Here is a 25,074-nt window from a genome sequence, read left to right on the forward strand (position 1 = left end):
CCATCCCATTGCGTCGTTGCGTCATCAGCATGTACGGCCTCCCCGGTTGAGAGCATAGAGTACCGCAATTGGCCACGCGCTCTGTGCGCTTGCGCTCTTAAGAAGTGCCCTGGGCACCATTGAGGCAGATCAAGCGCGACCTGGTGCGTATGCTTACTCTGGATGTTCGATCAGCACTTCACACGAGGAGAAAACACCATGAGCTATCTGGACCGCGACATCCTGGGCATGTACCGCAACCAAGACGGCCCGGGGCCGGCCCTGATGGGGGCCGACACCCTGCTCGGCGACGATGTCTACAATCACAGCGACGAGGAACTGGGCGACATCAAGGAAATCATGCTCGACATGCGCACGGGCCAGATCGCCTATGCCGTGCTGTCGTTCGGCGGCATTCTGGGCATGGGCGACAAGCTGTTTGCCGTGCCCTGGGAACGCCTGACCCTGGACCCCGTCAACAAGCGCTTCTTGCTCAACGTGGAAAAAAACCAGCTGAAAGACGCACCCGGTTTCGACAAGAACAACTGGCCCGACATGGGCAGCGATGCGTGGAACCAGCAGATGGACGCGTTCTATGGCAGCGGCACGCGCTACGGCAGCGGTGTCATGGCAGCGGGCCGCATGCAGTCCAGCAGCGACCTGCGCGGTGGCGCCAGCTTGCAATCGGGCAGCGACGGCAGCATGTCCGGCACCTCCATGAGCGGCAGCCGCGCCGGCACGGGCAGCAGCCAGGGCGACTCGCGCTCATCGCTCAGCGATGATGGGCGCGACGAGCGTAGTTAAGGGACCAGGCAGACAAACCCGACAGGCAAGGGCCGGGGTCGTACCCTGAGGGTACGACCCCAGTCTTTGCTTGGGGGTGAACCTACCGCTGCATGGACTCCCATACTTTCTGTAACCTTTTAGCAGAAACAGGCATCGGCGTCCGCAACTCCTGCGCAAACAGCGATACGCGCAGCTCTTCCAGCATCCAGCGGAACTCGACCAGTTTCGGGTCCGTATTCTTGCCGGCCTGGCGATCCTTGGCCTGACGCAAATACGGCGCGGCCGCCGATTGCCATTCGGCCATCAGCTTGGTGTCGCGCGCGGGGTCGGCGCGCAGTTTTTCCAGGCGCACATTGATCGCTTTCAGATAACGGGGGAAGTGCGCCAGCTGCGTGTACTCGTTTTCCGTCAGGAAGCGTTTATGCACGAGTCCTTGCAGCTGCGCCTGGATATCGGTGGCCGCCGCTGCGGGTATATTCTGCAGGCGCTTGGGCAAACCGTGGAATTCCGTCAGCACTTGCGACAGCAAACGGGCGATTTCATTGACCAGCAAGACCAGGCGCGACTTGCCTTCCGCCTGGCGCTTGGCGAACGAGGCGGCGTCCAGCGGCAGTGGATCTTGCAGGCAAGCGATGTCGAGCGCCTTGTTGATGATTTGCTCGCGCAACTCTTCCTGCGACCCCAGGGCCATGAACTGCATGCCCATCTGTTGTAGGCCAGGGATGCTTTTCTCGACGTATTTGATCTGCTCCTTCATTTGCAACGCGAACAGGCGGCGCAAACCGACCTTGTGCGTGCGCGCGGCCACGGTCGGGTCGTCAAACACTTCCAGATCGCAATGCGTGCCCTTGTCGACCAGCGCGGGGAAGCCGATCAGGGTCAGCTTGCCCTGCACGATTTCGAGCAGCTCCGGCAATTCACCAAAGGTCCAGGCCGTCAAGCCCATGTGCTGCGAGACGGTGGCATTCGGCGGTACCGGCGCGGCAGCGGCGGACGCGCCCTTGCCTGCTACCACTGTAGCGCTCTGTGCCTGCAGCCGCGACGCCACTTGCGCGCCCGCCACCTTGGCACCGGGCGTGCCCGTGCCCGACACGCCCGACACTTCGGCCAGCTTCTGGAAACTCTGGCGCGCCTGGCCGCCGAATTCCGCCTGCAGGGTGGCCAGGTTGCGGCCCATGTCCAGCTGGCGGCCATGCTCGTCGATCACCTTGAAATTCATGAAGTGATGGGCAGGCAGGGTTTCCGGCTTGAAGTCCGTCGTCAGCACGTTGATGGTAATTTGCGTGCGGATGTCGAGGATGATGGCGTCGATCAGATCACCGCGGCCAAACACGCCCGCTTCATGCACGCGCTCGCAGAACTTGGCCGCATAATCAGGCAGCGGCACGCAGTGGCGGCGCAGCTTTTGCGGCAAGGATTTCAATAGCAGATGCACTTTTTCCTTCAGCATGCCCGGCACCAGCCATTCGCAGCGCTCGCGCGGCAACTGGTTCAGCGCATACAGCGGCACGGACAAGGTTACACCATCGCGCACGCTGCCCGGCTCGAAGTGATACGTCAGGCCCATTTCCAGGCCCGTCACGGACATGGTTTTCGGGAACAAGTCGGTGGTCACGCCGGCCGCCTCGTGGCGCATCAGCTCTTCGCGGTTCAGATACAGCAGCTTCGGGTTCTCGCGCGTGGCTTCCTTGTGCCACTTCTCGAAACCGGCGCCATTGCACACGTCCGCCGGCAGCAGCTGGTCATAGAAGGCGGCGATCAATTCATCGTCGACCAGCACGTCCAGGCGGCGCGATTTGTGTTCGAGGTTTTCAATGTCCTTGATCAGCTTGTGGTTGTGCGCAAAAAACGGCGCGCGCGTGTCGAAGTCGCCGCCGACGAGGGCGTCGCGGATGAAAAATCTCTCGCGCTTCCGGCAAGTTGAAATTGCCGTAATTGATGCGGCGCTGGCTGTACACCACCAGGCCATACAAGGTCGCGCGTTCCGAAGCCGTCACTTGCGCCGAACGTTTTTCCCAGCGCGGCTCGCCCCACGATTTTTTCAGCAAATGTTCGCCGACTTTTTCCAGCCACTCGGGCTGGATCTGCGCCACGCAGCGCGCATACAATCGCGTGGTGTCGACCAGTTCGGCCGCCATGATCCACTTGCCCGGCTTTTTCAGCAGCGAGGAACCGGGCCAGATATGGAACTTGATGCCGCGCGCGCCCAGATACCCGGCACCCGGCTCGTCTTCGCCCTTGAAGCCGATATTGCCCAGCAAGCCGGTCAGCAAAGCCATGTGCAGGTTGTCATAGGTGGCCGGTGCCTCATTCAATCGCCAGCCCTGCTCCTTGACGATGGTCAGCAACTGCGAATGCACGTCGCGCCATTCGCGCAAGCGCATCTGCGACAGGAAATTCGTGCGGCAATTGTCCTGCAGCTGGCGGTTGGTTTTCTTGTGCTCGATGGCGGACTCGAACCAGCGCCAGATTTTCAGGTAGCTCAAAAATTCCGACTTCTCATCGGCAAACTTCTTGTGCGCCTCGTCGGCCGCCTGCTGGTGCTCCATCGGCCGGTCGCGCGGGTCTTGCACGGACAGGGCCGCGGCGACGATCAGCACTTCCGTCAGACACGCGTTATCGAGCGCGGCCAAAATCATGCGGCCCACGCGCGGGTCGAGCGGCAGCTTGGCCAGCTTGTTGCCCAGCGGCGTGAGTTGATTGACTTCATCGACGGCGCCCAGTTCCTGCAGCAATTGATAACCGTCGGCCACCGCGCGCGCCAGCGGCGGCTCGATGAAGGGGAAGGTTTCCACGTCCGTCAGGTGCAGGGATTTCATGCGCAGGATGACGGCCGCCAGCGAAGAGCGCAGGATTTCCGGCTCCGTGAATTTGGGCCGCAGCAAATAATCCTGCTCTTCGTACAGGCGGATGCAGACGCCATCGGCCACGCGGCCGCAACGCCCGGCGCGCTGGTTGGCGGCCGACTGGGCGATCGGCTCGACCTGCAGCTGCTCCACCTTGTTGCGATAACTGTAGCGTTTCACGCGCGCCAGGCCCGCGTCGACCACGTAGCGGATGCCGGGCACGGTCAGCGAGGTTTCCGCCACGTTGGTGGCCAGCACGATGCGGCGCGCATTGCTGGTCTTGAAGACCCGCTCCTGCTCCTCGGCCGACAAACGGGCGAACAGCGGCAAGATTTCCACGTGCGGCGGATGGTGCTTGCGCAGCGCTTCGGCGCAGTCGCGAATTTCGCGCTCGCCCGGCAAGAACACCAGCACGTCGCCCGAGCCGATGCGGCACAGCTCTTCCACGCCATCGACGACGGCATCCATCAGGTCGCGCTTTTCGCGCGCAGCGGCCGTGCGCTGGCCCGGCCGGTCTGCTCCCGATCCGGCGTTCGCACCCGAACCGGGCATGGCCACCTGTTCGCGCTCCACGGGACGGTAGCGCACTTCCACCTGGTACAGACGGCCCGACACTTCGATCACGGGCGCGGGTTTTCCCGGTGTGCCGAAATGGCGCGAGAAGCGTTCCGCATCGATGGTGGCCGAGGTGATGATGATTTTCAAATCGGGCCGGCGCGGCAGCAGCTGTTTCAGATAACCGAGCAGGAAATCGATGTTCAGGCTGCGTTCGTGCGCTTCATCGATGATGATGGTGTCGTAATTTTTCAACAGCGGGTCGGTCTGCGTCTCGGCCAGCAGGATACCGTCCGTCATCAGCTTGACGGAGGCGCCACGGCTCAGGGTGTCGGTAAAGCGCACCTTGAAGCCCACCGTTTCGCCCAGCGGCGTACCGAGTTCCTGCGCGATGCGCTTGGCCGTCGAGGAAGCGGCGATACGCCGCGGCTGCGTGTGGCCGATCATGCCCTTCTGGCCACGTCCCAGTTCCAGGCAAATCTTCGGCAACTGCGTCGTCTTGCCGGAACCCGTCTCGCCCGAGACGATGATCACCTGGTTTTCCATCAGGGCCTTGGCGATTTCGGCGCGCCGGCCCGAGACGGGCAAGTCTTCCGGATACGTAATCGGTGGCAGCGGATTGCGGAAAGCCTTTTCCGCCTCGCGCGCGGCGCGCGCTGCATCACGGCTTTCGCGGCTTTCCTGCCCCTCGCGCGGCGGACGCGGCGCGCGCTGCTGCTGTTGCTGTTTCTGTTGGTCCGTGCGCGGCGGCTGCGGCCTTTGCTGGCTCACGGGCGGGCGCTGGCGGCCCTGCGCAGGCGTAGCGGCAGGCGTGGCAATATCCGCGCTGGCGGGCACATTTGCAACGGTGGAAGAAGGGGAAGACTTATTGCTGGCTGAAGACATTGTTTTTTTACAGGTATTTTAAGCGCGCACATCGCGCAGCGAATTATAATGCGCTTAATGGAAAACCCTACCCAATTCGTCCAATGGCTGCGCTCCGTCGCGCCCTACATCCACGCCTTTCGCGGCAAGACCTTCGTGGTCGCCTTCCCCGGTGAACTCGTCAGCGCCGGGGCGCTGCAGGTGCTGGCCCATGATTTGTCCCTGCTGCATGCGCTGGACATCAATGTCACCGTCGTCTACGGCTCGCGGCCGCAGGTGGCGGAACAACTGGCCTTGCGCAACGTCGAAGGCCGCTTCCACAACGGCGTACGCATCACGGACATCGCCGCGCTGGAATGCGCGAAGGAAGCTGCCGGCGAGCTGCGCCTCGATATCGAGGCCGCGTTCAGCCAGGGCTTGCCGAACACGCCCATGTCGCATGCGGCCATCCGTATCATTTCCGGCAACTTCATCACGGCGCGCCCGCTGGGCGTGATCGATGGCGTGGACCTGGAACTGACGGGCATCACGCGCAAGGTCGACGCCGAAACCATCCATTCCATCCTCGGTTCGGACGGCCTGGTGCTGCTGTCGCCGCTGGGCTTCTCGCCCACGGGCGAAGCGTTCAATCTGACCATGGAAGACGTGGCTTGCAGCGCCGCCATCGCCCTGCATGCGGACAAACTGATTTTCATCACGGAAACGCCGATGATGGAAGACGCCACGGGCGTGGAAATCCGCGAACTGTCGTCGCACCAGGCCGAAGCCGTGCTGATGGCCGGTTTCTTGCCGGACGCCACGGCGTTTTACCTGAAACATTGCGTCAAGGCTTGCCACAACGGCGTCGAGCGCTCGCACATCGTGCCGTTCTCGATGGATGGCTCGGCCCTGCTGGAATTGTTCACCCATGATGGCGTGGGCACCATGATCAGCCATGAAAACCTGGAAAGCCTGCGCCAGGCCACCATCGAAGACGTGGGCGGCATCATCAAACTGATCGAACCGCTGGAAGCAGACGGCACTTTAGTCAAGCGGGGCCGCGAACTGATCGAACGCGAGATCGATTATTTCTCCGTCATCGAGCATGATGGCGTGATCTTCGGCTGCGCCGCCCTGTACCCGTTCCCCGCACAGAAGATGGCGGAAATGGCATGCCTGACGGTCAACCCGGAAGTGCAAGCCCAGGGCGATGGCGAGCGTATCCTGAAACACATGGAAAACCGCGCCCGTGCCGCCGGCCTGAACAAGCTGTTCGTGCTGACCACGCGCACCTCGCACTGGTTCAAGAAACGCGGCTTCGTGCCGGCCACCGTCGACGATTTGCCGAAGGACCGCCAGCATATGTATAACTGGCAGCGCAAATCCCAAGTGTTGATCAAGACACTCTAAAACTGAAAAAGCCCGGCATGCCGGGCTTTTTCTTTACTACACATCATTACTTGATATTCAGCGGCGCAAACGATTTGACCAGGTCATCGAGCGCCTTCAATTGCGCCAGGAATGGTTCCAGCTGATCCAGCGGCAAGGCGCTGGGGCCGTCGCAGCGGGCGTTGTCCGGGTCAGGATGGGCTTCCAGGAACAGGCCGGCGATGCCGACGGCCAGGCCGGCGCGGGCCAGGTCCGCCACTTGCTGGCGGCGGCCGCCCGACGCGGCGCCACCGGGGTCGCGCTGCTGCAGCGCGTGCGTGACGTCGAAGATGATCGGCAAGTCGTCGCAGGTTTTCTTCATCACGCCAAAACCCAGCATGTCGACCACCAGGTTGTCGTAGCCGAGGCACGTGCCACGGTCGCACAGGATCAATTGATCGTTGCCCGCTTCCTTGAATTTTTCGACGATATTGGCCATCTGGCCAGGGCTCAAAAATTGCGGCTTCTTGATGTTGATGACTTTACCGGTTTTTGCCAGGGCCACGACGAGGTCCGTCTGGCGCGCCAGGAAGGCGGGCAGCTGCAGCACGTCGACCACTTCGGCCACCTGCTGCGCCTGCCATGGCTCATGCACGTCGGTAATCACGGGCACGCCGAACGCCGCCTTCACATCCTGGAAGATGCGCATGCCTTCTTCCAGGCCCGGGCCGCGATAGGAATGGATCGATGAACGGTTGGCCTTGTCGAAGCTGGCCTTGAACACATAGGGAATGCCCAGTTTTTGCGTCACGCGCACATATTCTTCGCAGGCGCGCATGGCGAGATCGCGCGATTCGAGCACGTTGATGCCGCCAAACAGCACGAAGCTGCCGGTATTGCTGACGTCGATGCCATGGACTTTCACTGAGGTCATACGGATTCCATATTGGTTAATTGCTACTACTTGCTTGGACGAGGCGCAGCCAGCGGCTGGCGCGATAAGGCATCTTACTAGCTAGGACGGCGCAGATCAAATTTGATCCAGCGCAAGGGCGTGGCAAACGGCGCGTGGCCGGGCCGCGACGGCCCCGCGAGGGCAGGCGCAAAGTACCTTATAATCACGCTTTATCTCTACACTGATTCAGGAGCACAGATGGCCCGCACGATCCACTGCATCAAACTCAACAAGGAAGCCGAAGGACTGGATTTCCCACCGTACCCGGGCGAACTGGGCAAGAAGATTTACGAATCGGTATCGAAAGAAGCGTGGGCTGCCTGGCTCAAGCACCAGACCATGCTGGTCAATGAAAACCGTTTGAACCTGGCCGACGCGCGCGCCCGCAAATACCTGGCCACGCAGATGGAAAAGCATTTCTTCGGCGATGGCGCCGATGCGGCCATGGGTTACGTGCCCCCTACCGAGTAAGTTTCAAGCATTCCCGCCCGTGGCCGCCGCGTCACGGGCAGTTTCACCTGCGTTTCACGCCCTGCCCCGCCGTTTCGCGGCACCTCTTCCCCGTTTCGTCGCACACTGCTCGCCGCTCGCGCCGCTTGCAGGCACAGTACGTCCATCGACAACCTCACACCTAGGCGGACACCATGTTGCAGCACATCTTCAGCCACACCCCCCTCTACGTCTGGGCCATCCTGGGCTTTCTCGTGTACCGGGGCGTGCTGGCCAGCCGCGCACGCGAAGTGACTTTGCGCAAGCTGTGCATCATTCCCCTGGTCATGCTGGCCCTGTCGCTGAGCGGCGTGTACGGCAGCTTCGGCTTGGCCGGCAGCGCGCCGTTCGCCTGGGCCGCCGGCGCCTTGGCCGGTGCGGCGCTGGCCTGGACGCTGGCCGATACGCGCAAGATAGTGGCCATTCCCCAGCGGGGCAGCGTGCAGCGCCCCGGCAGCTGGCTGCCGTTGATCCTGATGATGAGTATTTTTTGCATGAAATATGCGGTCGCCGTGACCCTGTCCATCGCGCCCACGACTGCCCATGCGAGCGGCTTCAGCGTGCCCGTCTGCCTCGCCTACGGTGGTTTCAGCGGCATCTTCCTCGGGGGCTTGCTGCGCACCGTGAGCGTGTACCGCCAGGCACACATGACAAGCGGCCCGCAAGGGGCCGCCGTGTAAGACAGGTGCCAACGCCGGCGAACGCCGGCTATCACCTTAGTAGGCCAGCGTACGCACGCCTTCCGGCATGCCCAGCAGGCAAACATTCGCGCCGCGCACGGCGAACAGGCCGACGGCGATGACGCCGACGATCTGGTTGATCTGCTGTTCCAGCGCCACCGGATCGGCGATCTGCAAGCCCAGCACGTCGATGATTTCGCCACCGTTGTCGGTAATGAAGGCTTCCGTGCTGCCCGCTTTCAGGCGCAAGCGGGGCGTGCCGCCCAGCGCGGCCAGTTGGCGCGAAACGGCGGCGCGCGCCATCGGCACCACTTCCACCGGCAACGGGAAGGCGCCCAGGGTATCGACCAGCTTGGAGCCGTCGGCGATACAGACAAACTGCTTCGAGACCGAGGCGACGATCTTTTCACGCGTCAATGCCGCGCCGCCGCCCTTGATCATGGCGCCGCTGGCCGTGATTTCATCGGCGCCGTCGATGTAGACGGCGATCGACTCGACGTCGTTGAGGTCGAAGACGGCAATGCCATGGCCTGCCAGGCGCGCGGCCGTCGCTTCGGACGACGCGACCGTGCCTTTGATGCGGTGCTTGATCTTGGCCAGTTCATCGATGAAAAAATTGGCGGTGGAACCGGTGCCGACACCGATGATTTCACCGTCAACCACATAATCAATGGCGGCGCGGGCTACGGCTTGCTTCAATTCGTCTTGGGTCATGACATTCAGGCTAAAGTGGGGAATAGCGCTATTTTAACGGATTGCCAGCCCGGCTTGCCGGCCGTGATGACTGACGCTGCGACGCGATACAACAGCTAAACGGGAAAACCTTGCCATAGAGCAATTCCCCACTCAATTACTCTCTATGGCCTTTAAAATATGCGAAAATGGAATGATCGACCGATATGACGTTTCAGGAATAGCACATGAATCACAGTAAACAGGTACTTGTTGTCGATGACAGCCGGGTTTCACGTTTGATGTCACATCAGTTCATCCTCAGCAAACATGCCGACTGGCAAGTGATTGAGGCGGCGACGGGTGAAGAAGCCCTGGAAAAAGTCAAGACAATCAGCCCTGTGCTGATATTACTGGATGTCAACATGCCCGGCATGGGCGGCGTGGCGGCGGCGGAACAATTGCGCACACTGTGTCCGCAAACACACATCATTCTCGTCACGGCGAATGTGCAAAACGCCATCCGCAACCGCGCCAGCGAGCTCGGCGTCGGCTTCATGGAAAAACCGATCACGGAAACGCGCATCCATCAGCTGATCGAATCACTGGGACTGTGAGCATGATCAATCTCTCCGAACTCGAAAACGACGCCCTGGTAGAGATATTCAACATCGGGGTGGGCCATGCGGCCGCCTCGATGAGCGAGATCGTCAATGAAGAAGTGACCATGTCGGTGCCGTCGATCACGTTCCTGAACCGTGCCGACGCGGCCGCCCTGCTGGGCAGCAAGAAGGATGGCGAACGCATCTGCGGCGTCAGCCAGCATTACGATGGCGCCTTCGCCACCGAAGCCATCCTGATGTTCCCGGAAGACAAGAGCCTGGAAATCGTGCGCCTGATGGTGGGCGATGCCATGCCGCTGCAGGAACTGACGGAGATGGAACAGGAGGCGATGAGCGAAATCGGCAACATCATCCTGAACTCCTGCGTGGGCACCCTGGCCAACCTGTTCGACAGCGAACTGCATGGCTCGCTGCCCCTGTACCACGTGGGCACCAGCGCGGAAATCCTGTCCTCGTTCGGCGGCCGCGATGACGAAGCCGTCGTGCTGATGCTGCATATCGACTTCGTGCTGTCCAAGCACCAGATCCACGGCTATGTCGCCTTCGTGCTCGACCTGTCCGCCTTGCACGACCTGAAACAGCAGGTCAGCCACTATCTGGCCAAGGTTCTGGGACAGGCGTGACGATCATGCCGGATGCCTTACACCGACTCGCCCTGCTCGAAAGCATACTCGGCGCCGTCAACCTGGGCGCCATCGTGCTCGACGAGCAGCACCGCATCGTGCTGTGGAACCACTGGATGGCGCGCCACTCGGCGTGCCGGGCCGACGCCGTGCTGGGGCAGGACTTCTTCGCCGTCTATCCGGAACTGCGGCACAAGCGCATCGATTCAGCCATCACCCAGGCCCTGCGCGACAATTTCCAGTCGCTATTGTCGCAAACGCTGCACAAGGCGCCATTTGCCCTGTACACGCATGGCGTGGCCGCTGGCACGACGGAAGGCCAGGAACGCATGCAGCAAGCGATCGCCGTCACGCCGATCAATTTACCCGCTTCGCCGCGCCACTGCCTGATCCAGATCAATGATGTCAGCATCGCCGTGGGCCGCGAAAAGCTGCTGCGCGAACAGACCATGGTCTTGCGCTCGCAAACGTTTTCCGACGGCTTGACGGGCATTGCCAACCGCCGCCACTTTGACGTGGCGATCGAGAAGGAAATGCGGCGCGCCATGCGCACGGGCAGCCCCCTGTCGCTGCTGATGATCGATATTGACCATTTCAAGGATTACAACGACCATTACGGGCACCAGCAGGGCGACGATTGCCTGATCCGCGTGGCAGCCGAACTGGCCGCCATGCTGCAGCGCCCTACCGACCTGCTGGCACGCTATGGCGGCGAGGAATTTGCCGCCATCTTGCCCGACACGGACGCCGCGCAGGCGCTGCGCATGGCCGAGGCGATCCGCGAACGGGTGGCCGAACTGCGCATTGCGCATGCCAAGACGGACAATGCGGTCAAGCACATCACGGTCAGCATCGGCATCGCCACGCAGCACCCGCAGCAGCAAGTGGCCATCTCCGCTCTGATCGGCGCCGCCGACCGGGCCCTGTACCTGGCCAAGGGCGCCGGGCGCAACCGTGTGATGGTACAGCCATTGTAGGAAATACAACACCCGGCAAAGGATTCCAGTAGACATCTTTACGGCGTGTGCGTAGACTCGTAATTGATTGCAGCAACAACAACAAAAATTTATCTTTGGTATCTATCCATGCGCATGGCCAGCCCATGCGGGACACGGCCAGGAGCGCTTGTGAATCTCGATCCTCCCTTCAAATCCGGCTTGCCGGGTGCTGGCATGGATACGACCATGGTGAATGGCATGCGCCTGCTGCTGTCGAGCGCTACCTTGCTGACCCTGTTCATCGACCCCGAAAGCGCCGGCAGGCTGAGCAAGATCACCTGGCTGATCTTTTCCGCGTATACCCTGCACAGCCTGCTGCTATATGTGCTGGCCGTCCTGGGCCTGAGTTTGCCGGAAGATATTCTGCTCTACTGGCTGGACGTGGCCTGGTATGCACTGATCGTATTCTCCAGCAGCAACCACAACAACCTGTTTTTCCTGTTTTTCTTCTTTGCCATCCTGACCTCGTCATTCCAGCGCGGCTTCGAAGAAGGCGCGCGCATCACCCTCGCTTCGGCCGGCCTGTTCGCCGCCACCGCCCTGTTTGGCGAAACGGATGCGGAACTGTCGCGCCTGCTGCTGCGCGCCACTTTCCTGCTGGCGCTCGGCTACATGATCGCCTACTGGGGCGGCTCGGCCATCACGCAGCGCAGCCACCTGGCGCTGCTGCGCGATGTCAGCCAGCTGTCCAATCCGCGCTTCGGCGTCGACCAGACCATTGGCTCGGTGCTGGAAAAAACCCGCAGTTATTTCAACGGCCGCAGTTGCCTGCTGGTCATGCAGGACAAGGGCACACGCGTCTGGTCGCTGCGCAGCGTACTGCATACGGCAACGGGCATCGTGCACACCAGCTCGCTCCTCAGCGACGATGCGGCCAGTCCCCTGCTCGCTTTCGCGCACGATAAGATCGCGCTGTACAACCAGCCCGTCAGCGCCTGGCTGCCGTGGACAGGCGGCGCGCGCATGCTCGATCCCCACAGCGGGCGCTGGCTGCGGCATGACGACGCGGCAGCCGCCCGCCTGGCCGAACTGCTCGAAGCGCACGCCTTCATCAGCGCGCCGCTGCCCTTGCGCAATGGCAAGGGGCGCATCTTTATCGTCTGCGCCACCAGCATGAGCAAGACCGACGCCCTTTTCCTCAGCCATATCGGCGCGCAGGCGTTTCCCGTCATTGAAAACATCGATCTGCTCGACCGCCTGGCATCGCAGGCAGCCTCGCGCGAGCGCGAAAAGATCGCGCGCGACCTGCATGACACGGCCGTGCAGCCGTATATCGGCTTGCGCCACGGCCTGGCCGCCCTGCGCAATGAAGCCACGCCGGGCAATCCGCTGCTGCCCGAACTGGAAAAACTGATCATCATGTCGGGCCAGGTGATCACCGACCTGCGCAGCTACGCGCGCACGTTCAAGAACGGCCAGGTGCAAAGCGAGCCGGAACTGCTGGTCGCGCTACGGCGTCAGGCGGCACAGATTCACGAATTCTATGGCATCGACATCACCCTGCATATCGAGGGCGACCTGCATATCAACGACCGCCTGGCGGCCGAGGTGTTCCAGATCGTCAACGAGGGCATGAGCAATATCCGCAAGCATACCTCGGCGCGCCACGGCGCCGTCAAGCTGACCTGTGTACAGGGCGCGCTGCACATCAGCATCGACAATGAATGCGCGGCCGCGCACGTGCCCGATTTCCTGCCCGACTCGCTGGCCGAGCGCGCCGCTGCCCTCGGTGGCAGCGCCCGCGTCACCCACAGCCGCCTGGGCCACACTTCCGTGCAGATCGAGATCCCGATATGACCGACATGAATGAACGCCTGCACCTGCCCGACGTCCACCCCCACAGCAGCATCCGCGTCATGCTGGTCGACGACCACAAGACCATGCTGTGGGGCCTGGAACGGCTGATCGGCGGCGAACACTCGGGCATGCGCGTGGTCGCCACGGCGTCCGACAGCGCAGCAGCGCTGGCACAGGCGCTGGCGCTGGAACCCGATGTCATCGTGCTGGACCTGGACCTGGGCGGCGTCAGTTCGCTGGCCATCCTGCCCGCGCTGGCGCAGTGCGGCAGCACGCGCGTGCTGGTGCTGACGGCCAGCCACGACCAGGCCACGCTGGACCAGGCCATCCTCAAAGGCGCGCGCGGGATCATCAGCAAGGATGCGCCGGCCGAGATGGTGCTCAAGGCCATCGAAAAGGTCTACCACGGCGAACTGTGGCTGGAGCAAGCCATGCTGGGGCGCATGATGACCCAGCTGACGCAGCCGGGCGGCGCATCGGCGCACGCCATCGCCGTGGCCAGCCTGACATTGAAGGAAAGAAAGATCATCGCCGCGCTGGTGCACGGCAGCGGCACGCCAGCCAAGCTGCTGGCGGACCAGCTGTTCATCTCGGAACACACCTTGCGCAACCACCTGACGTCGATCTACCGCAAGCTGGGCGTGTACAACCGCCTGGAACTGTACGCCTACGCCACCAAGCATCAACTGGGCGAATTGCCGCCCGCCAGCTGATTCCCGTTCCCGCAGCCGCATCCCCTCACAGGGCGCCCGCTTTGCCAGCGTAGCGCCAGGCATGCGTTCGGCCTGCGCGTGCGCCTGCGCGTGCCAAGCCCAGCCATGACAATTGTCCCGAAAAAATCGAGCATATCCTCCCTGCCGGAAAGGGAGGTTCTTCTGATGTAGATCAAGCTGCCCACTTCTATATTGGTGTTACCGGAGTGCATATCACACGCCACGGTCCACCACGATACGGAGCACGGCATGCGCCTAGCCAAGTTTCTTCCTGCATCACTATCCGCCTATTTGCAGGGCAAGGAAAAGGCCGCCTTCTACCGCTATGCCCTGGTCGCCGCACTGCTGGCCGTGATCTGCATCATCGGGCTGCTGGCACTGGGAGTAAGCCCGTAAGGCAGCGTTTCGCGGAAATACCCCTGCAAGACAGCAATGCCGTTTCACTCACCGTAGTTCCTCAACCACCAGGAGTTGTCATGAACCTCATCAAAAACTTTATCCGCGAAGAAGATGGCGTGACCGCCATTGAATATGGCCTGATCGCCGCCTTGATCGCTGTCGTGATCATTGTTGCCGTCAAGCTCATCGGCACGAACCTGAACATCATCTTCAACAAGGTCGCTACTGCCCTGGTTCCCGCCGCGTAACAGACCACAAGCCGGGCTGGCCCTGTGCGGCCCGGCGATTGGTCATTGTCCCGTTTCCGAGGTATGCCATGAACCGCCTGTTCTCCTGCCTGCATGAAGATTCAGCCGTCACCGCGATCGAATACGCGCTGCTGGCCAGCCTGCTGGCAGTGGCCGTGGTGGCCAGCATCAGCCTGGTCGGCGACCAGGTGCTGCTCATGTACGGCCATATCAGGGACCAGATCAACCTGGCGCTATCATGAACGCCCTGCACAGCCATCGCCTCCTATGCCTGATCGTGCTTGGCTATGCCGCCGCGGTCACATTGCTCCTTGGCAGCCTCTCCATGCTGCGCGACAGCGTGCTGATACTTTGGGGCTTTCTCCTCATTTCGCTGCTGTGCGCCGTGTTTGCGCTATGTGGCTACAGCCTGTATGTGATGCTCGCGCTGCGCCCAGATCGCCTGTGCCATTACCTGTATCACGTGCTGCGCCGCTACCTGAGCAGGGAACGCCTGCTGCAGGCGCTGCCCGTGTTGCTGCTCATTCCCATCTTTGCCGCCAGCTTCACCGCCTTCAAGGCGGCCATTCCCCGCTTGCATCCCTACACCTGGGACAGCCGCCTGTCCGCCTGGGATATCGCCCTGCATGGCGGCACCGCGCCATGGGCATGGCTGCAACCGCTGCTGGGCAATCCATGGATGACGGGCCTGCTGAACGTCAGCTACCACCTGTGGTTCTTCCTGTTCTATGCCACGCTCTACTGGCTGGCGCAAGACACGCGCCGCCCGCTGCTGCGCATGCAGTTCCTGCTCAGTTTTGTCCTCTCCTGGATCATCCTGGGCAGCATCGCGGCCATGCTGTTTTCCTCCGTCGGCCCCTGCTACTACGGCCACTTGCACGACAGCGACCCGTACGCCCCACTGATGGCCTATCTGCACGAAGCCAACCATCACTTCCCCATCTGGGCCTTGTCGGTGCAAGACATGCTGTGGCAAGACTACCAGAGCAGGGGTGCTTCGAGCGAACTGGGCATCTCGGCCATGCCCAGCATGCATGTCGCCACCGCCGTGCTGATGGCCCTGCTGGGCTGGCGCGTCAGCCGCAGCGCCGGCCTCGCCTTCAGCGTTTTCGCCATGCTGATCATGCTCGGTTCCGTGCACCTGGGCTGGCACTACGCGCTCGACGGCTATGCCGGCGCGGCCGGCGCGGGACTGGTCTGGCATGCGGTGGGCCGCATGCTGCGCACCGGCAGCGTCTCCCTCAGCACAGCGGGCGCTGCGGCGCCATGCATGAGCAAGGGAGGGCTGCTGTCATGAGTTCCGCCCTGACCTCGCTGCTGAGCCTGGCCTTGCTGGCCGGCCTGTTGGGTGCTGCCCTGTGGCATGACCTGCGCACGCGGCGCATCCCGAATCGCCTGGTGCTGTGGGGCACGGTGGGCGGCGTGCTCCTGAACAGCATGCTGCCGGCCGGCGCCGGCCTGTTCCAGCCACCGTTTGGCGGCCTGGGCCTGCTGCAGTCGCTGGCCGGCGCCGCTGCCGGGCTGGCCCTGCTGCTGCCCATGTATCTGCTGCGCGCCCTGGGTGCCGGCGACGTCAAGCTGATGGCCATGTGCGGCGCCTTCCTGGGGCCGCTTGCCGTGCTCGAAGCGGTGCTGCTGACCTTGCTCGCTGGCGGCGTGCTGGCCATCACTGCCGCCCTGCTGGGACGCCGTTTGCGCCAGGTGCTGAAAAACGCCTACTACATGCTGCTCGGCACGCTGCTGCAAAGCCTCGCAGGCGGTCCAGCTACCGTGGCCGAGCCGCCCGCCGCCACCGGCAAGCTGGCCTACGCCTTTGCCATCGCCAGCGGCACGGGCCTGCAAATTTTCCTGACGTACAACCACCTGTGGAACTTGCGCTGAACAGCGCATATCCATGACCGCAACCAGAACGGGACGCCATCATGAACGCCATCAGCACCCTGCGCCACTCGCGGCACGCCAGCCTGCTCGGCAACGCCTTCATGGCGGGCATCTGGGCCGTGTTTGCCTATGCCCACGTGCTCGCTTACCTTCACACCCGTGACTGGAGCTATTTGCTGTTCTGCATGACGGAAACCGTCTCGGCCCTGTTTTTCCTGATCCGCACGGCACCGGACAGCGTCTCGACCGACATGCGCGACTGGCTGCTGGCCATCAGCGCCACCTTTGCGCCTTTCTTCTTCAGTCCTTCCGACATGGCGCTCTGGGCCGACGCACGCTACCTGCTGCTGCCGGGCAGCGCCTTGCTGCTCACGGGCCTGCTGTCACTGAACCGCAGCTTCGGCCTGGTGGCTGCCCAGCGCAGCATCAAGACCCGCGGCGTCTACCGCGTGATACGCCACCCGCTGTACGCCAGCTACCTGATTTCCATGAGCGGCTACGTGCTGGCCAATACCTCGACAGCGAATCTTCTCGTCTACGTCGCGACGCTGTCGCTGCTACTGGCGCGCCTGCTGCGCGAAGAGCGCTTCCTGGCTGCCGACGTGCGCTACCGCGCCTACATGCGCCAGGTGAAATACCGCTTGCTGCCTTTCATTTTCTGATCGCCAGCCCAGATCGACCCGCAACAAGGAGCCGTCATGCCCGATACCTATCCAGAAGAACCCGCCAACGGCAGCATCACGCCGGCAGCGATGCGCGCGCCGCGCAATGTGGCCGAGACCGGCCTGCCCTTTTTGTTCCTGGTGGAACTGCTGGTGAAAGTCATGTTCCTGCGCGGCCAGATCAGCTTGCCGGCCCTGTCGGCGCACGTGAAGCTGGGCGCCGGCGTGCTCGAACCGCTGCTGACTTTCATGCGCGCCGAAAAACTGTGCGAGGTACAGCGCACCGGCTACAGCGGCACCGACGCCGACCAGCAGTATCACCTGGGCGACCAGGGACGCCAGCGCGCCGCCGACTATTTGCGGCGCAATGCCTACAGCGGCCCCGCACCGGTCACGCTGGCCGACTACAGCGCGCAGGTGCTGGCGCAAAGCGTGGCCCGCATGCAAGTCACGCGCGAAACCGTGCTGCAGCAGTTTCACACCGTGGTGGCCAGCGCTGCCGTACTCGACCAGCTGGGCGCGGCCATGAACTCGGGCCGGGCGCTGCTGCTGCACGGTCCCGCCGGCAGCGGCAAGACCTACCTGGCCGAGCGCCTGCATGGCTTGCTCAGCGGCACCATCGCCCTGCCGCATGCGGTCATGGTCGATGGCGAAGTGCTGCCCTTCCTCGACCCCATGCTGCACACGCTGGCCAGCGACGCCGCGCCGCCAGCCGACCCGCGCTGGGTGCGTGCCCTGCGCCCCACCGTGCTGACCGGCGGCGAACTGACGCTCGACATGCTGGACCTGCAATTCGACCAGGGCGCCCGCCTGTACCAGGCGCCGCTGCACCTGAAAGCCAACAACGGCATCTTCATCATCGACGACCTGGGCCGCCAGCGCTGCTCGCCCGTGGAACTGATGAACCGCTGGATCGTGCCGATGTCGCGCCGCGTCGATTACCTGTCGCTGCACACGGGCTACAAGTTTCCCGTGCCCTTCGACGTCATCGTGGTGTTTTCCTCGAACCTGGCGCCGCAGCAGCTGGCCGACGACTCCTTCCTGCGCCGCATCGGCTACAAGATCCATATCGGCGAACTGAGCGGCTACCACTACGAAACCGTATTCCGCCACACCTGCGAACAATTCGGCATGCTCTTCAACCACGCCAGCTACCACTACCTGCTGCAACTGCATGGCCAGCATGCGCGGCCGCTGCTGGCCTGCTATCCACGCGACATCCTGTCCCAGCTGTGCGACGTGGCGTGCTACGAGGGCCGTCCGGCACGCCTGGAAGCCGATGCGCTGCACTGGGCCTGGAACAACTATTTCGGCGCCGCCGACGGCTCCGCCGGCATACAGAACGGATCGGCTTCGGTCCTGCATAAAGGAGTATCAAAATGAGAAACGCACGCGCTCTGACGATGATGGCCTTTGCGGTCATCCTGGCGTTCGTGGCGGTCATCGTGGCCGCGCGCTGGATCAATGCCCAGGCTTCGGGCAATACCAACAAGGTAGCCGTTGCGCTACTCGACATCAGCCTGGGCGCGCGCATCGCGCCTGAAATGGTGCGCATGGTCGACTGGCCCGCCAACGCGCTGCCGCCGGGCGCCTTCAACGATCCGAAACTGCTCGACGCGCGCGTCACGCGCACCAGCATCCAGCACGGCGAACCGATCATGGAGAGCAAGCTGGCGCCCCCCGGCACCCAGGGCGGCCTGTCGGCCGTGGTCGGCGAAGGCAAGCGCGCCATGACCGTGCGCGTCAATGACGTGGTAGGCGTGGCCGGCTTTGCCCTGCCCGGCAACTATGTCGACATTCTCGTCAACACCCAGGACGAGCTGGCCAAGAATGCCAGCGGACGCGATCCCAGCATTTCGAAGATCGTCCTCGAACGCATCCTCGTGCTGGCGATCGCACAGGAATCGAGCCGCGACGACACCAAGCCCAAGGTGGTCAATGCCGTGACCCTGGAATTGACGCCGGACCAGGCAGAAAAGCTCGACCTGGCACGCAGCGTAGGCACGCTCTCGCTGGTGCTGCGCAACCAGATCGAAGACAAGCCCGTCAACACTGAAGGCGCCACCAAGACCAGCCTGCTCGACACCAAGGTCGCCGCCCAGGTACCGGCGCCAGCACCACGCCCTGTCGTACGCCACCGCGTGGTGCAAGGACCGGTCGGGCCACAAGTCGATGTCATCAAGGGGCTGGAACGCAGTTCCCAACAATTCTGAACAACGCGGATTCCTGCCCGATCCGCACCACGAGGAGCATGCCATGAGCACCATGAGCAAACTGAGCACAGCAAACGGGAGCCGCATCCTGCGCATGGCCCTCGCCATCGCCGCCATCGGCGCCCTGATTCCGGCCGCCTATGGCGAAGTGGCCGCCCCGGCGCCACCAGCGGCTTCGGCCGGCCTGTCGCCGACGCCGCCGGGCGCCAAGCCGCAGATGGCTGGCCCCTCTGCCACAGCCACTGCGCCGCAAGCCAAGCCGGACTCGGCCGGCAGCCACAGCGACGTCAGCCGGAACATGGCCCTGGCCGAAGGCAAATCGACCCTGATGCACCTGCCGTTTCCCGTCGCCCGCGTCTCGGTGGGAGATCCGCGCATCGCCGATGTGATCCTGCTCAATACCACCGATGTCTATCTGCTGGGCAAATCCGTCGGCACCACCAACCTGATCATCTGGAACCGCAGCAACGAGGCCAGCATCATCGACCTGTCCGTCAGCATCGACAGCAGCCTGCTGCAGGCGCGCCTGAGCGCATTGCTGCCGAACGAGAAAGACTTGCATGTGACGGTCGCTGGCGACACGCTGATCCTGTCGGGCATGGTCAGCGATACCGTCAAGGCTGACCAGGCGATGTCGCTGGCGAACGCCTATGCCCAGCGCGGTTCGCGTCCTGCCACCGGCACGGCCGCAGCGGCGGGCGGCGGCGCAGCGCCAGCGCCCGCCGCTGGAGGCGCCGCCGACCCCTCGGGCGGACCAGCTCCCTCGCCGCGCGTGATCAACCTGATGTCCATCGCCGCGCCGCAGCAAGTGATGCTGGAAGTCAAAGTGGCGGAGGTATCGAAAACCCTGGTCGACCAGCTGGGCGCCAGCCTGGGCATCAACAAGACCATCGGCAGCTGGTCGTATTCGCTGCTGTCCAGCCTGTTGAGCAATAATCCCAGCGGCTTGAGCGGCGCCAGCAAGAACAACTTTTTCAATCTTGACGCGCAAAAACGCGATGGCCTGATCAAGGTGCTGGCCGAGCCGAACATCATGGCCATCAGCGGCCAGGAAGCCAGTTTCCTGGCTGGCGGCAAGATTTTCATTCCCGTCAGCCAGACCAATAACGGCGGCACGCCCACGATCACGCTGGAAGAAAAAGAGTTTGGCGTGGCCGTCAAATTTACCCCCACCGTGCTCGAAGGGGGGCGCATCAACCTGAAAGTGTCGCCGGAAGTGTCCGACCTGAACAAGGAAGGCATCGGCATCACCGCTACGGGCATCTCGACGACAGCCATTCTGCCCTCGTTTACCACGCGGCGCGCCACCACCACGGTACAACTGTTCGACGGCCAGAGCTTCGCCATCGGCGGCTTGATCAAGAACAATGTCACCAGCAATATCAAGGCCTTGCCAGGCCTGGGTGAAGTGCCCGTACTGGGCGCACTGTTCCGCAGCACGGATTTCCAGACCGACCGCTCGGAACTGGTCTTCATCATCACGCCGCATCTGGTCAAGCCATTGCCGGCCGACTACAAACTGCCCACCGACGAGTACATACAGCCGACGCGCGGCGACGTCTTCCTGCAGGGAAAAATGGAAGGCCGGGCGCCAGCACCGCAGCCGCAGCCGATGCCCGTGCCAGCGCCGCTGCCAGCGCCTGCTTCCATGCCACCGCAGGCAGCCATGGCGGCCCCCGTGCCGCCCGACATGCCCGTGGCCATGCCGGTTGCCACGCCGGCGCTGAGCAACGACGACCTGCCGCAATACCGCGCCGTGCCCAAGGCCGATGCGGCCACGCCATCGGCCAGCATCATCGATGATCTCAAATAGGAGCGCCCCATGAAAACCTTTCCCTTCACACGCACCCTGCCCCGCTGCCTGTTGTGCGCAGCCGCAATAGGCTCGCTGGCTGGCTGTGCCGCCACGACCACTCCCGTACTCGACAGCCATTTCGGCGAGGCGGTGACCCTGCTCAAGCAACAGCAGATCCTGTATCCCGATGCGGCCAGCAATACCAATCCCGTGCTCGGTCTCGATGGCAGGAGCGCCATCAGCGGCTACAAGCTGTATCAGAAGTCGTTCAGCGCGCCCGAACCGCTGCCCGACGTACTGACGATCGGCGTCAGCAAACGCTGACACTGCCGCCCCGCCCTTTGATCCCATCCACAGCCGGAGCCCGCCGTGAAAATCTTCATTATCTCCAGTAACGAACAACAACTGGCCGGGATGGCGGCGCTGCTGCGCGAGCGCCATGCCGGCGACGATATCGACAGCGCCGTCGGCAGCCTGGAGCGGCTTGCCGGCACGGCCGAAATGGCGGCGCCCGACGTGCTGCTGCTGGCGCAACCCGTCATCGACGATGCCGACCTGGCGCGCATCGAGCGCCTGGCCAGCCGCCAGCAAGGCATGGCCATCATCCTGCAATGCCAGCACCAGGGCAGCGACTTCCTGCTGAAGGCCATGCGCGCCGGCGTGCGCGAAGTGCTGCCACAAGCCGACAGCGGCGCGGCCCTGAATGCGGCGCTGCAGCGTCTCGAGGACAAGAGCGCGCGGCACGTGCAGCGCAATGGCAAGGTGATCGCCTTTGCCTCGTGCAAGGGCGGCAGCGGCGCCACTTTCATCGCCGCCAACCTGGCCTATGCCCTCTCGCTGGACAATCAGCGCGTGGCACTGTTCGACCTGAACCTGCAGTTCGGCGATGCGGCGCTGTTTGTCTCTGACCAGAAGCCGACGGCGACCCTGTCGCACGTGGCGCAGCAAATCCACCGCCTCGACGCGTCCTTCCTGGCAGCCAGCATGGTGCAGGTGACGCCCAATTTCAGCATCCTGGCCGCGCCCGAAGATCCGGCCCATTCCAGCGACGTGAAGCCGGAACACATCGACCAACTGCTGCACCTGGCGCGCAGCGAGTACGATTTCATCGTGCTCGATCTGGGCCGCGGCCTCGATGCCATCAGCGTGCGCGCGCTGGACCATGCCGACATGATCTGTCCCGTCATGCAGGCAACGCTGCCCTACATCCGCGATGGCAAGCGCCTGCTGCAGGCGTTCCAGTCACTGGAGTATCCGGCAAGCAAGATTCACCTGATCCTGAACCGCTACGCAGGCGACGATGAAATCCGCCTGCGCGACCTGGAGGCGGCGTATGGCCAGCGCATCTTCCATACCATCGCGAATCACTACGCGGCAGCGGCCGCTTCGGTCAACCAGGGCGTGCCGGTGTTGAAGCTGGCGCCGGGCAGCCCGCTGTCGAAGTCGCTGCAGGAGTGTGCCAGCAAGCTGTCGGGCAGGCGCGCGCCCGCCCCGGCGGGCCTGTTTTCGCGCCTGTTCCAGCGTAGCCGGCCCATTCACCTTCGAGGGGAAACAGCATGAGTACCGATATCCATGGCGGCCATCCCAGCCTGCGTGAACGCCTCGGCAGCGCCGCCGCGCCGAATGGCTACGCGCCGTTCGGCGCCACCCGCGCTGGCAGCGCCGACAATCCCGCCTACCACGAACTCAAGCAGCATGTGCACCAGGCCCTGCTCGACAGGATCGACCTGGAGGGCATGCAGCGCCTGTCGCAGGAGCAGATACGCGAGGACCTGAAAACCCTCGTCGGACGCCTGCTCGATGAAGACAATGTCGTCGTCAACGACATCGAGCGGCGCACGCTGGTGCGCGACATCCAGGATGAAGTGCTGGGCTTCGGCCCGCTCGAACCGCTGCTGGCCGATCCGGAAATTTCCGACATACTCGTCAATACCTACCGCCAGGTGTATGTCGAGCGGCATGGCCAGTTGGAACTGAGCCATATTCGCTTCACCGACGATGCCCACCTGCTGAAAATCATCGACAAGATCGTCTCGCGCGTGGGCCGGCGCATCGACGAATCGAGCCCCATGGTCGATGCGCGCCTGCCCGATGGCTCGCGCGTCAACGCCATCATCCCGCCGCTGGCCATCGATGGCCCGGTGATGTCGATACGGCGCTTCTCGGCCCAGCCGCTGCGCATGGCCGACCTGGTGGAACGGCACAGCCTGACGACGGAAATGGCGCAGATACTGCAAGGCCTGGGCAAGGCCAAGGTCAATATTCTGATCTCGGGCGGTACTGGCAGCGGCAAGACCACCATGCTCAACGCGATTTCCGGCTTCATCAGCACGAGCGAGCGCATCGTCACCATCGAAGATGCGGCCGAACTGCAGATGCAGCAACCGCACGTGGTGCGCCTGGAAACGCGGCCGGCCAATATCGAGGGCAAGGGCGAGGTGACGCAGCGCGCGCTGGTGCGCAATGCGCTGCGCATGCGGCCCGACCGCATCATCCTTGGCGAGGTGCGCGGCGCCGAAGCGCTCGACATGCTGCAGGCGATGAACACGGGCCACGAAGGCTCGATGGCCACCATTCACGCCAATACCCCGCGCGACGCGCTGACGCGGCTGGAAAACATGATCAGCATGGCGGCCTCGATGTTACCGGGCAAGGCCATGCGCCAGCAGATCAGCGCCGCCATCGGCGTGGTGGTGCAGGTGGCGCGCCTGACCGATGGCAAGCGCAAGGTGGTGTCGATCCAGGAGATCACCGGCATGGAAGGCGAAATTATCACCATGCAGGAAATTTTCACCTTTCGCCAGACCGGCATTGCCCAGGACGGCACCGTCAGCGGACACTTCCAGGCCAGCGGCGTGCGGCCGCAGTTCCTCGACCGCCTGCGCGCCTTCGGTGTCGTCGTGCCGGAAAGCCTGTTCGATCCCAGCCGCCAATACCACTAAGGAGAAGGGCCATGGACTATAGCTATTACGTCTTCGGCGCGCTGATCTTCCTCGCCGTGGTGCTGTTCATTACGGGCCTGTATCACAGCTGGAACAATGCGCGCGGCCCCGAATCGGAGCGGGTGGCGCATCGGCTGCGGGTGCTGTCGGCCGGCGCCCACGCGGGCGAGCAAAACACCACCATGATCAAGCAGCGCCTCCTCAGTGAAACGCCGGCGCTGCAGAAATTGCTGCTGGAGGTGCCGCGCGTGCATGCCCTGGACCGCCTGCTGGAGCAGTCGGGCCTGAAATGGAGCGTGGCCCAGTGGGCCATGCTGGTGCTGCTGACCTTCCTCGTCGCCCTGGTGGCCATCAGCTTCATCAACCTGCACTGGCTGCTGCGCCTGCTGGTGGCGGCCGCCTGCGCCCTGCTGCCCCTGTACTACATCGAGCGGGCCAAGGCGCGCCGTTTGCTGCGCATCGGCATGCAGCTGCCCGACGCGCTCGACCTGATGAGCCGCGCACTGCGCGCCGGCCATGCCTTTCCCACGGCACTGAAAATGGTCGGCGATGAAATGACCGCGCCGCTGGCCGAGGAATTTCGCATCGCCTTCGACGAAGTCAATTTCGGCATCGCCATGCCGGATGCCCTGATGAACCTGGCCACCCGCGTGCCCAGCACCGACATGCGTTATTTTGTCATTGCCGTACTGATACAGCGCGAGACGGGCGGCAACCTGGCAGAGCTGCTTGAGAGCATCAGCCACATTATCCGCGACCGCATGAAACTGCTGGGCCAGGTGCGCGTGCTGTCGGCCGAGGCGCGCCTGTCGGCCTGGATACTGTCGCTGCTGCCATTCGCTGCGGCGGCCGTGATCCACCTGAGCAATCCGACTTTCCTGGCCGTGCTGTACGACGATCCCGGTGGACAAAAAATGCTGGCCTGTGCTGCGATGCTGATGCTGGTCGGCATCCTCATCATGCGCAAGATCATCCACATCCGGGTGTAGTGTCGAGGGAGAAAACAT

At 63.2% G+C, this 25,074-nt stretch carries 24 protein-coding genes and 1 pseudogene; 22 read left to right on the top strand and 3 right to left on the bottom strand.

From position 1 onward, the window contains the following. Positions 1–198 precede the first annotated feature (198 nt). A complete protein-coding gene (locus C8C92_RS22235) occupies positions 199–783 on the top strand; it encodes a PRC-barrel domain-containing protein (protein ID WP_116745266.1) in 585 nt (194 codons plus the stop codon). Positions 784–865: 82 nt separating this feature from the next. On the opposite strand, the pseudogene hrpA reads toward C8C92_RS22235, so the two are convergent. After that, positions 866–5,051: pseudogene (gene hrpA, locus C8C92_RS22240) on the bottom strand (ATP-dependent RNA helicase HrpA). A gap of 57 nt (positions 5,052–5,108) precedes the next feature. Here hrpA and argA point away from each other — a divergent pair. Next, entirely contained in the window at positions 5,109–6,419 is a 1,311-nt protein-coding gene (argA, locus tag C8C92_RS22245; RefSeq protein WP_046685875.1) for an amino-acid N-acetyltransferase, read from the top strand. 46 nt (positions 6,420–6,465) lie between these two features. On the opposite strand, the gene kdsA is transcribed toward argA, so the two are convergent. After that, positions 6,466–7,311, bottom strand: coding sequence for a 3-deoxy-8-phosphooctulonate synthase (gene kdsA, locus C8C92_RS22250; RefSeq protein WP_071075913.1), 846 nt, complete (start codon positions 7,309–7,311; stop codon positions 6,466–6,468). A gap of 219 nt (positions 7,312–7,530) precedes the next feature. On the opposite strand from kdsA, the gene C8C92_RS22255 reads away from it, so the two are divergent. Both C8C92_RS22255 and C8C92_RS22260 read left to right on the top strand, forming a co-directional pair. After that, a complete protein-coding gene (locus C8C92_RS22255; RefSeq protein ID WP_034750797.1) occupies positions 7,531–7,803 on the top strand; it encodes an oxidative damage protection protein in 273 nt (90 codons plus the stop codon). Between the two features lie 173 nt (positions 7,804–7,976). Further along, on the top strand, positions 7,977–8,501 hold the full coding sequence (locus C8C92_RS22260) for a DUF6622 family protein (RefSeq protein ID WP_116745267.1): 525 nt from the start codon (positions 7,977–7,979) through the stop codon (positions 8,499–8,501). 36 nt (positions 8,502–8,537) lie between these two features. On the opposite strand, the gene rpiA is transcribed toward C8C92_RS22260, so the two are convergent. Then, positions 8,538–9,215, bottom strand: coding sequence for a ribose-5-phosphate isomerase RpiA (gene rpiA / locus C8C92_RS22265; RefSeq protein ID WP_099762697.1), 678 nt, complete (start codon positions 9,213–9,215; stop codon positions 8,538–8,540). Between the two features lie 206 nt (positions 9,216–9,421). Between rpiA and C8C92_RS22270 the strand changes: the two genes are divergently transcribed. The 18 genes from C8C92_RS22270 to C8C92_RS22350 all read left to right on the top strand — a co-directional run bounded on the left by C8C92_RS22270 (position 9,422) and on the right by C8C92_RS22350 (position 25,056). Further along, positions 9,422–9,790, top strand: a complete 369-nt coding sequence (locus tag C8C92_RS22270; protein WP_099762694.1) for a response regulator — start codon at positions 9,422–9,424, stop codon at positions 9,788–9,790. 2 nt (positions 9,791–9,792) lie between these two features. Then, on the top strand, positions 9,793–10,419 hold the full coding sequence (locus tag C8C92_RS22275; protein ID WP_099762691.1) for a chemotaxis protein CheC: 627 nt from the start codon (positions 9,793–9,795) through the stop codon (positions 10,417–10,419). A 5-nt stretch (positions 10,420–10,424) separates the two neighbouring features. Further along, positions 10,425–11,396 carry a diguanylate cyclase gene (locus C8C92_RS22280; RefSeq protein WP_099764450.1) on the top strand — a complete coding sequence of 324 codons (972 nt, stop codon included), beginning with the start codon at positions 10,425–10,427 and terminating at the stop codon, positions 11,394–11,396. Between the two features lie 150 nt (positions 11,397–11,546). Further along, the gene (locus C8C92_RS22285) at positions 11,547–13,214 is read left to right on the top strand and encodes a histidine kinase (protein WP_165829523.1); all 1,668 of its coding nucleotides are present in this window, start codon (positions 11,547–11,549) and stop codon (positions 13,212–13,214) included. Next, positions 13,211–13,927, top strand: a complete 717-nt coding sequence (locus C8C92_RS22290; protein WP_306594830.1) for a response regulator transcription factor — start codon at positions 13,211–13,213, stop codon at positions 13,925–13,927. Before C8C92_RS22285 ends, C8C92_RS22290 begins: the two co-directional genes overlap by 4 nt. A gap of 249 nt (positions 13,928–14,176) precedes the next feature. Next, positions 14,177–14,323 carry a hypothetical protein gene (locus C8C92_RS27590; RefSeq protein ID WP_157751248.1) on the top strand — a complete coding sequence of 49 codons (147 nt, stop codon included), beginning with the start codon at positions 14,177–14,179 and terminating at the stop codon, positions 14,321–14,323. An 80-nt stretch (positions 14,324–14,403) separates the two neighbouring features. Continuing rightward, the gene (locus tag C8C92_RS22295) at positions 14,404–14,574 is read left to right on the top strand and encodes a Flp family type IVb pilin (RefSeq protein WP_096237373.1); all 171 of its coding nucleotides are present in this window, start codon (positions 14,404–14,406) and stop codon (positions 14,572–14,574) included. A gap of 68 nt (positions 14,575–14,642) precedes the next feature. Continuing rightward, positions 14,643–14,816: a Flp family type IVb pilin gene (locus C8C92_RS22300; RefSeq protein WP_116745269.1), complete on the top strand. Its 174-nt coding sequence runs from the start codon at positions 14,643–14,645 to the stop codon at positions 14,814–14,816. Further along, positions 14,813–15,871: a phosphatase PAP2 family protein gene (locus C8C92_RS22305; protein WP_116745270.1), complete on the top strand. Its 1,059-nt coding sequence runs from the start codon at positions 14,813–14,815 to the stop codon at positions 15,869–15,871. The genes C8C92_RS22300 and C8C92_RS22305 overlap by 4 nt, the downstream gene beginning before the upstream one ends. Continuing rightward, the gene (locus C8C92_RS22310; RefSeq protein WP_099762679.1) at positions 15,868–16,455 is read left to right on the top strand and encodes an A24 family peptidase; all 588 of its coding nucleotides are present in this window, start codon (positions 15,868–15,870) and stop codon (positions 16,453–16,455) included. The genes C8C92_RS22305 and C8C92_RS22310 overlap by 4 nt, the downstream gene beginning before the upstream one ends. 41 nt (positions 16,456–16,496) lie before the next feature. Then, a complete protein-coding gene (locus C8C92_RS22315; RefSeq protein ID WP_116745271.1) occupies positions 16,497–17,117 on the top strand; it encodes a methyltransferase in 621 nt (206 codons plus the stop codon). Positions 17,118–17,153: 36 nt separating this feature from the next. Then, complete coding sequence (locus C8C92_RS22320) at positions 17,154–18,500, top strand: ATP-binding protein (protein ID WP_099762674.1); 1,347 nt, start codon at positions 17,154–17,156, stop codon at positions 18,498–18,500. Then, a complete protein-coding gene (cpaB, locus tag C8C92_RS22325; protein ID WP_099762672.1) occupies positions 18,497–19,330 on the top strand; it encodes a Flp pilus assembly protein CpaB in 834 nt (277 codons plus the stop codon). The genes C8C92_RS22320 and cpaB overlap by 4 nt, the downstream gene beginning before the upstream one ends. Before the next feature lie 43 nt (positions 19,331–19,373). Further along, positions 19,374–21,143 carry a type II and III secretion system protein family protein gene (locus C8C92_RS22330; RefSeq protein ID WP_243420327.1) on the top strand — a complete coding sequence of 590 codons (1,770 nt, stop codon included), beginning with the start codon at positions 19,374–19,376 and terminating at the stop codon, positions 21,141–21,143. 9 nt (positions 21,144–21,152) lie between these two features. Further along, on the top strand, positions 21,153–21,449 hold the full coding sequence (locus tag C8C92_RS22335; RefSeq protein WP_099762670.1) for a hypothetical protein: 297 nt from the start codon (positions 21,153–21,155) through the stop codon (positions 21,447–21,449). Positions 21,450–21,494: 45 nt separating this feature from the next. Then, positions 21,495–22,685, top strand: coding sequence for an AAA family ATPase (locus tag C8C92_RS22340; RefSeq protein ID WP_099762668.1), 1,191 nt, complete (start codon positions 21,495–21,497; stop codon positions 22,683–22,685). Next, positions 22,682–24,067 carry a CpaF family protein gene (locus C8C92_RS22345; RefSeq protein WP_099762665.1) on the top strand — a complete coding sequence of 462 codons (1,386 nt, stop codon included), beginning with the start codon at positions 22,682–22,684 and terminating at the stop codon, positions 24,065–24,067. Before C8C92_RS22340 ends, C8C92_RS22345 begins: the two co-directional genes overlap by 4 nt. An 11-nt stretch (positions 24,068–24,078) precedes the next feature. After that, positions 24,079–25,056 (top strand): type II secretion system F family protein, encoded by a 978-nt coding sequence (locus C8C92_RS22350; protein ID WP_099762664.1) that lies wholly within the window; start codon positions 24,079–24,081, stop codon positions 25,054–25,056. Positions 25,057–25,074 lie beyond the last annotated feature (18 nt).

The sequence above is a fragment of the Janthinobacterium sp. 78 genome (assembly GCF_003096775.1).
Taxonomy (GTDB): Bacteria; Pseudomonadota; Gammaproteobacteria; order Burkholderiales; family Burkholderiaceae_D; genus Janthinobacterium; species Janthinobacterium tructae.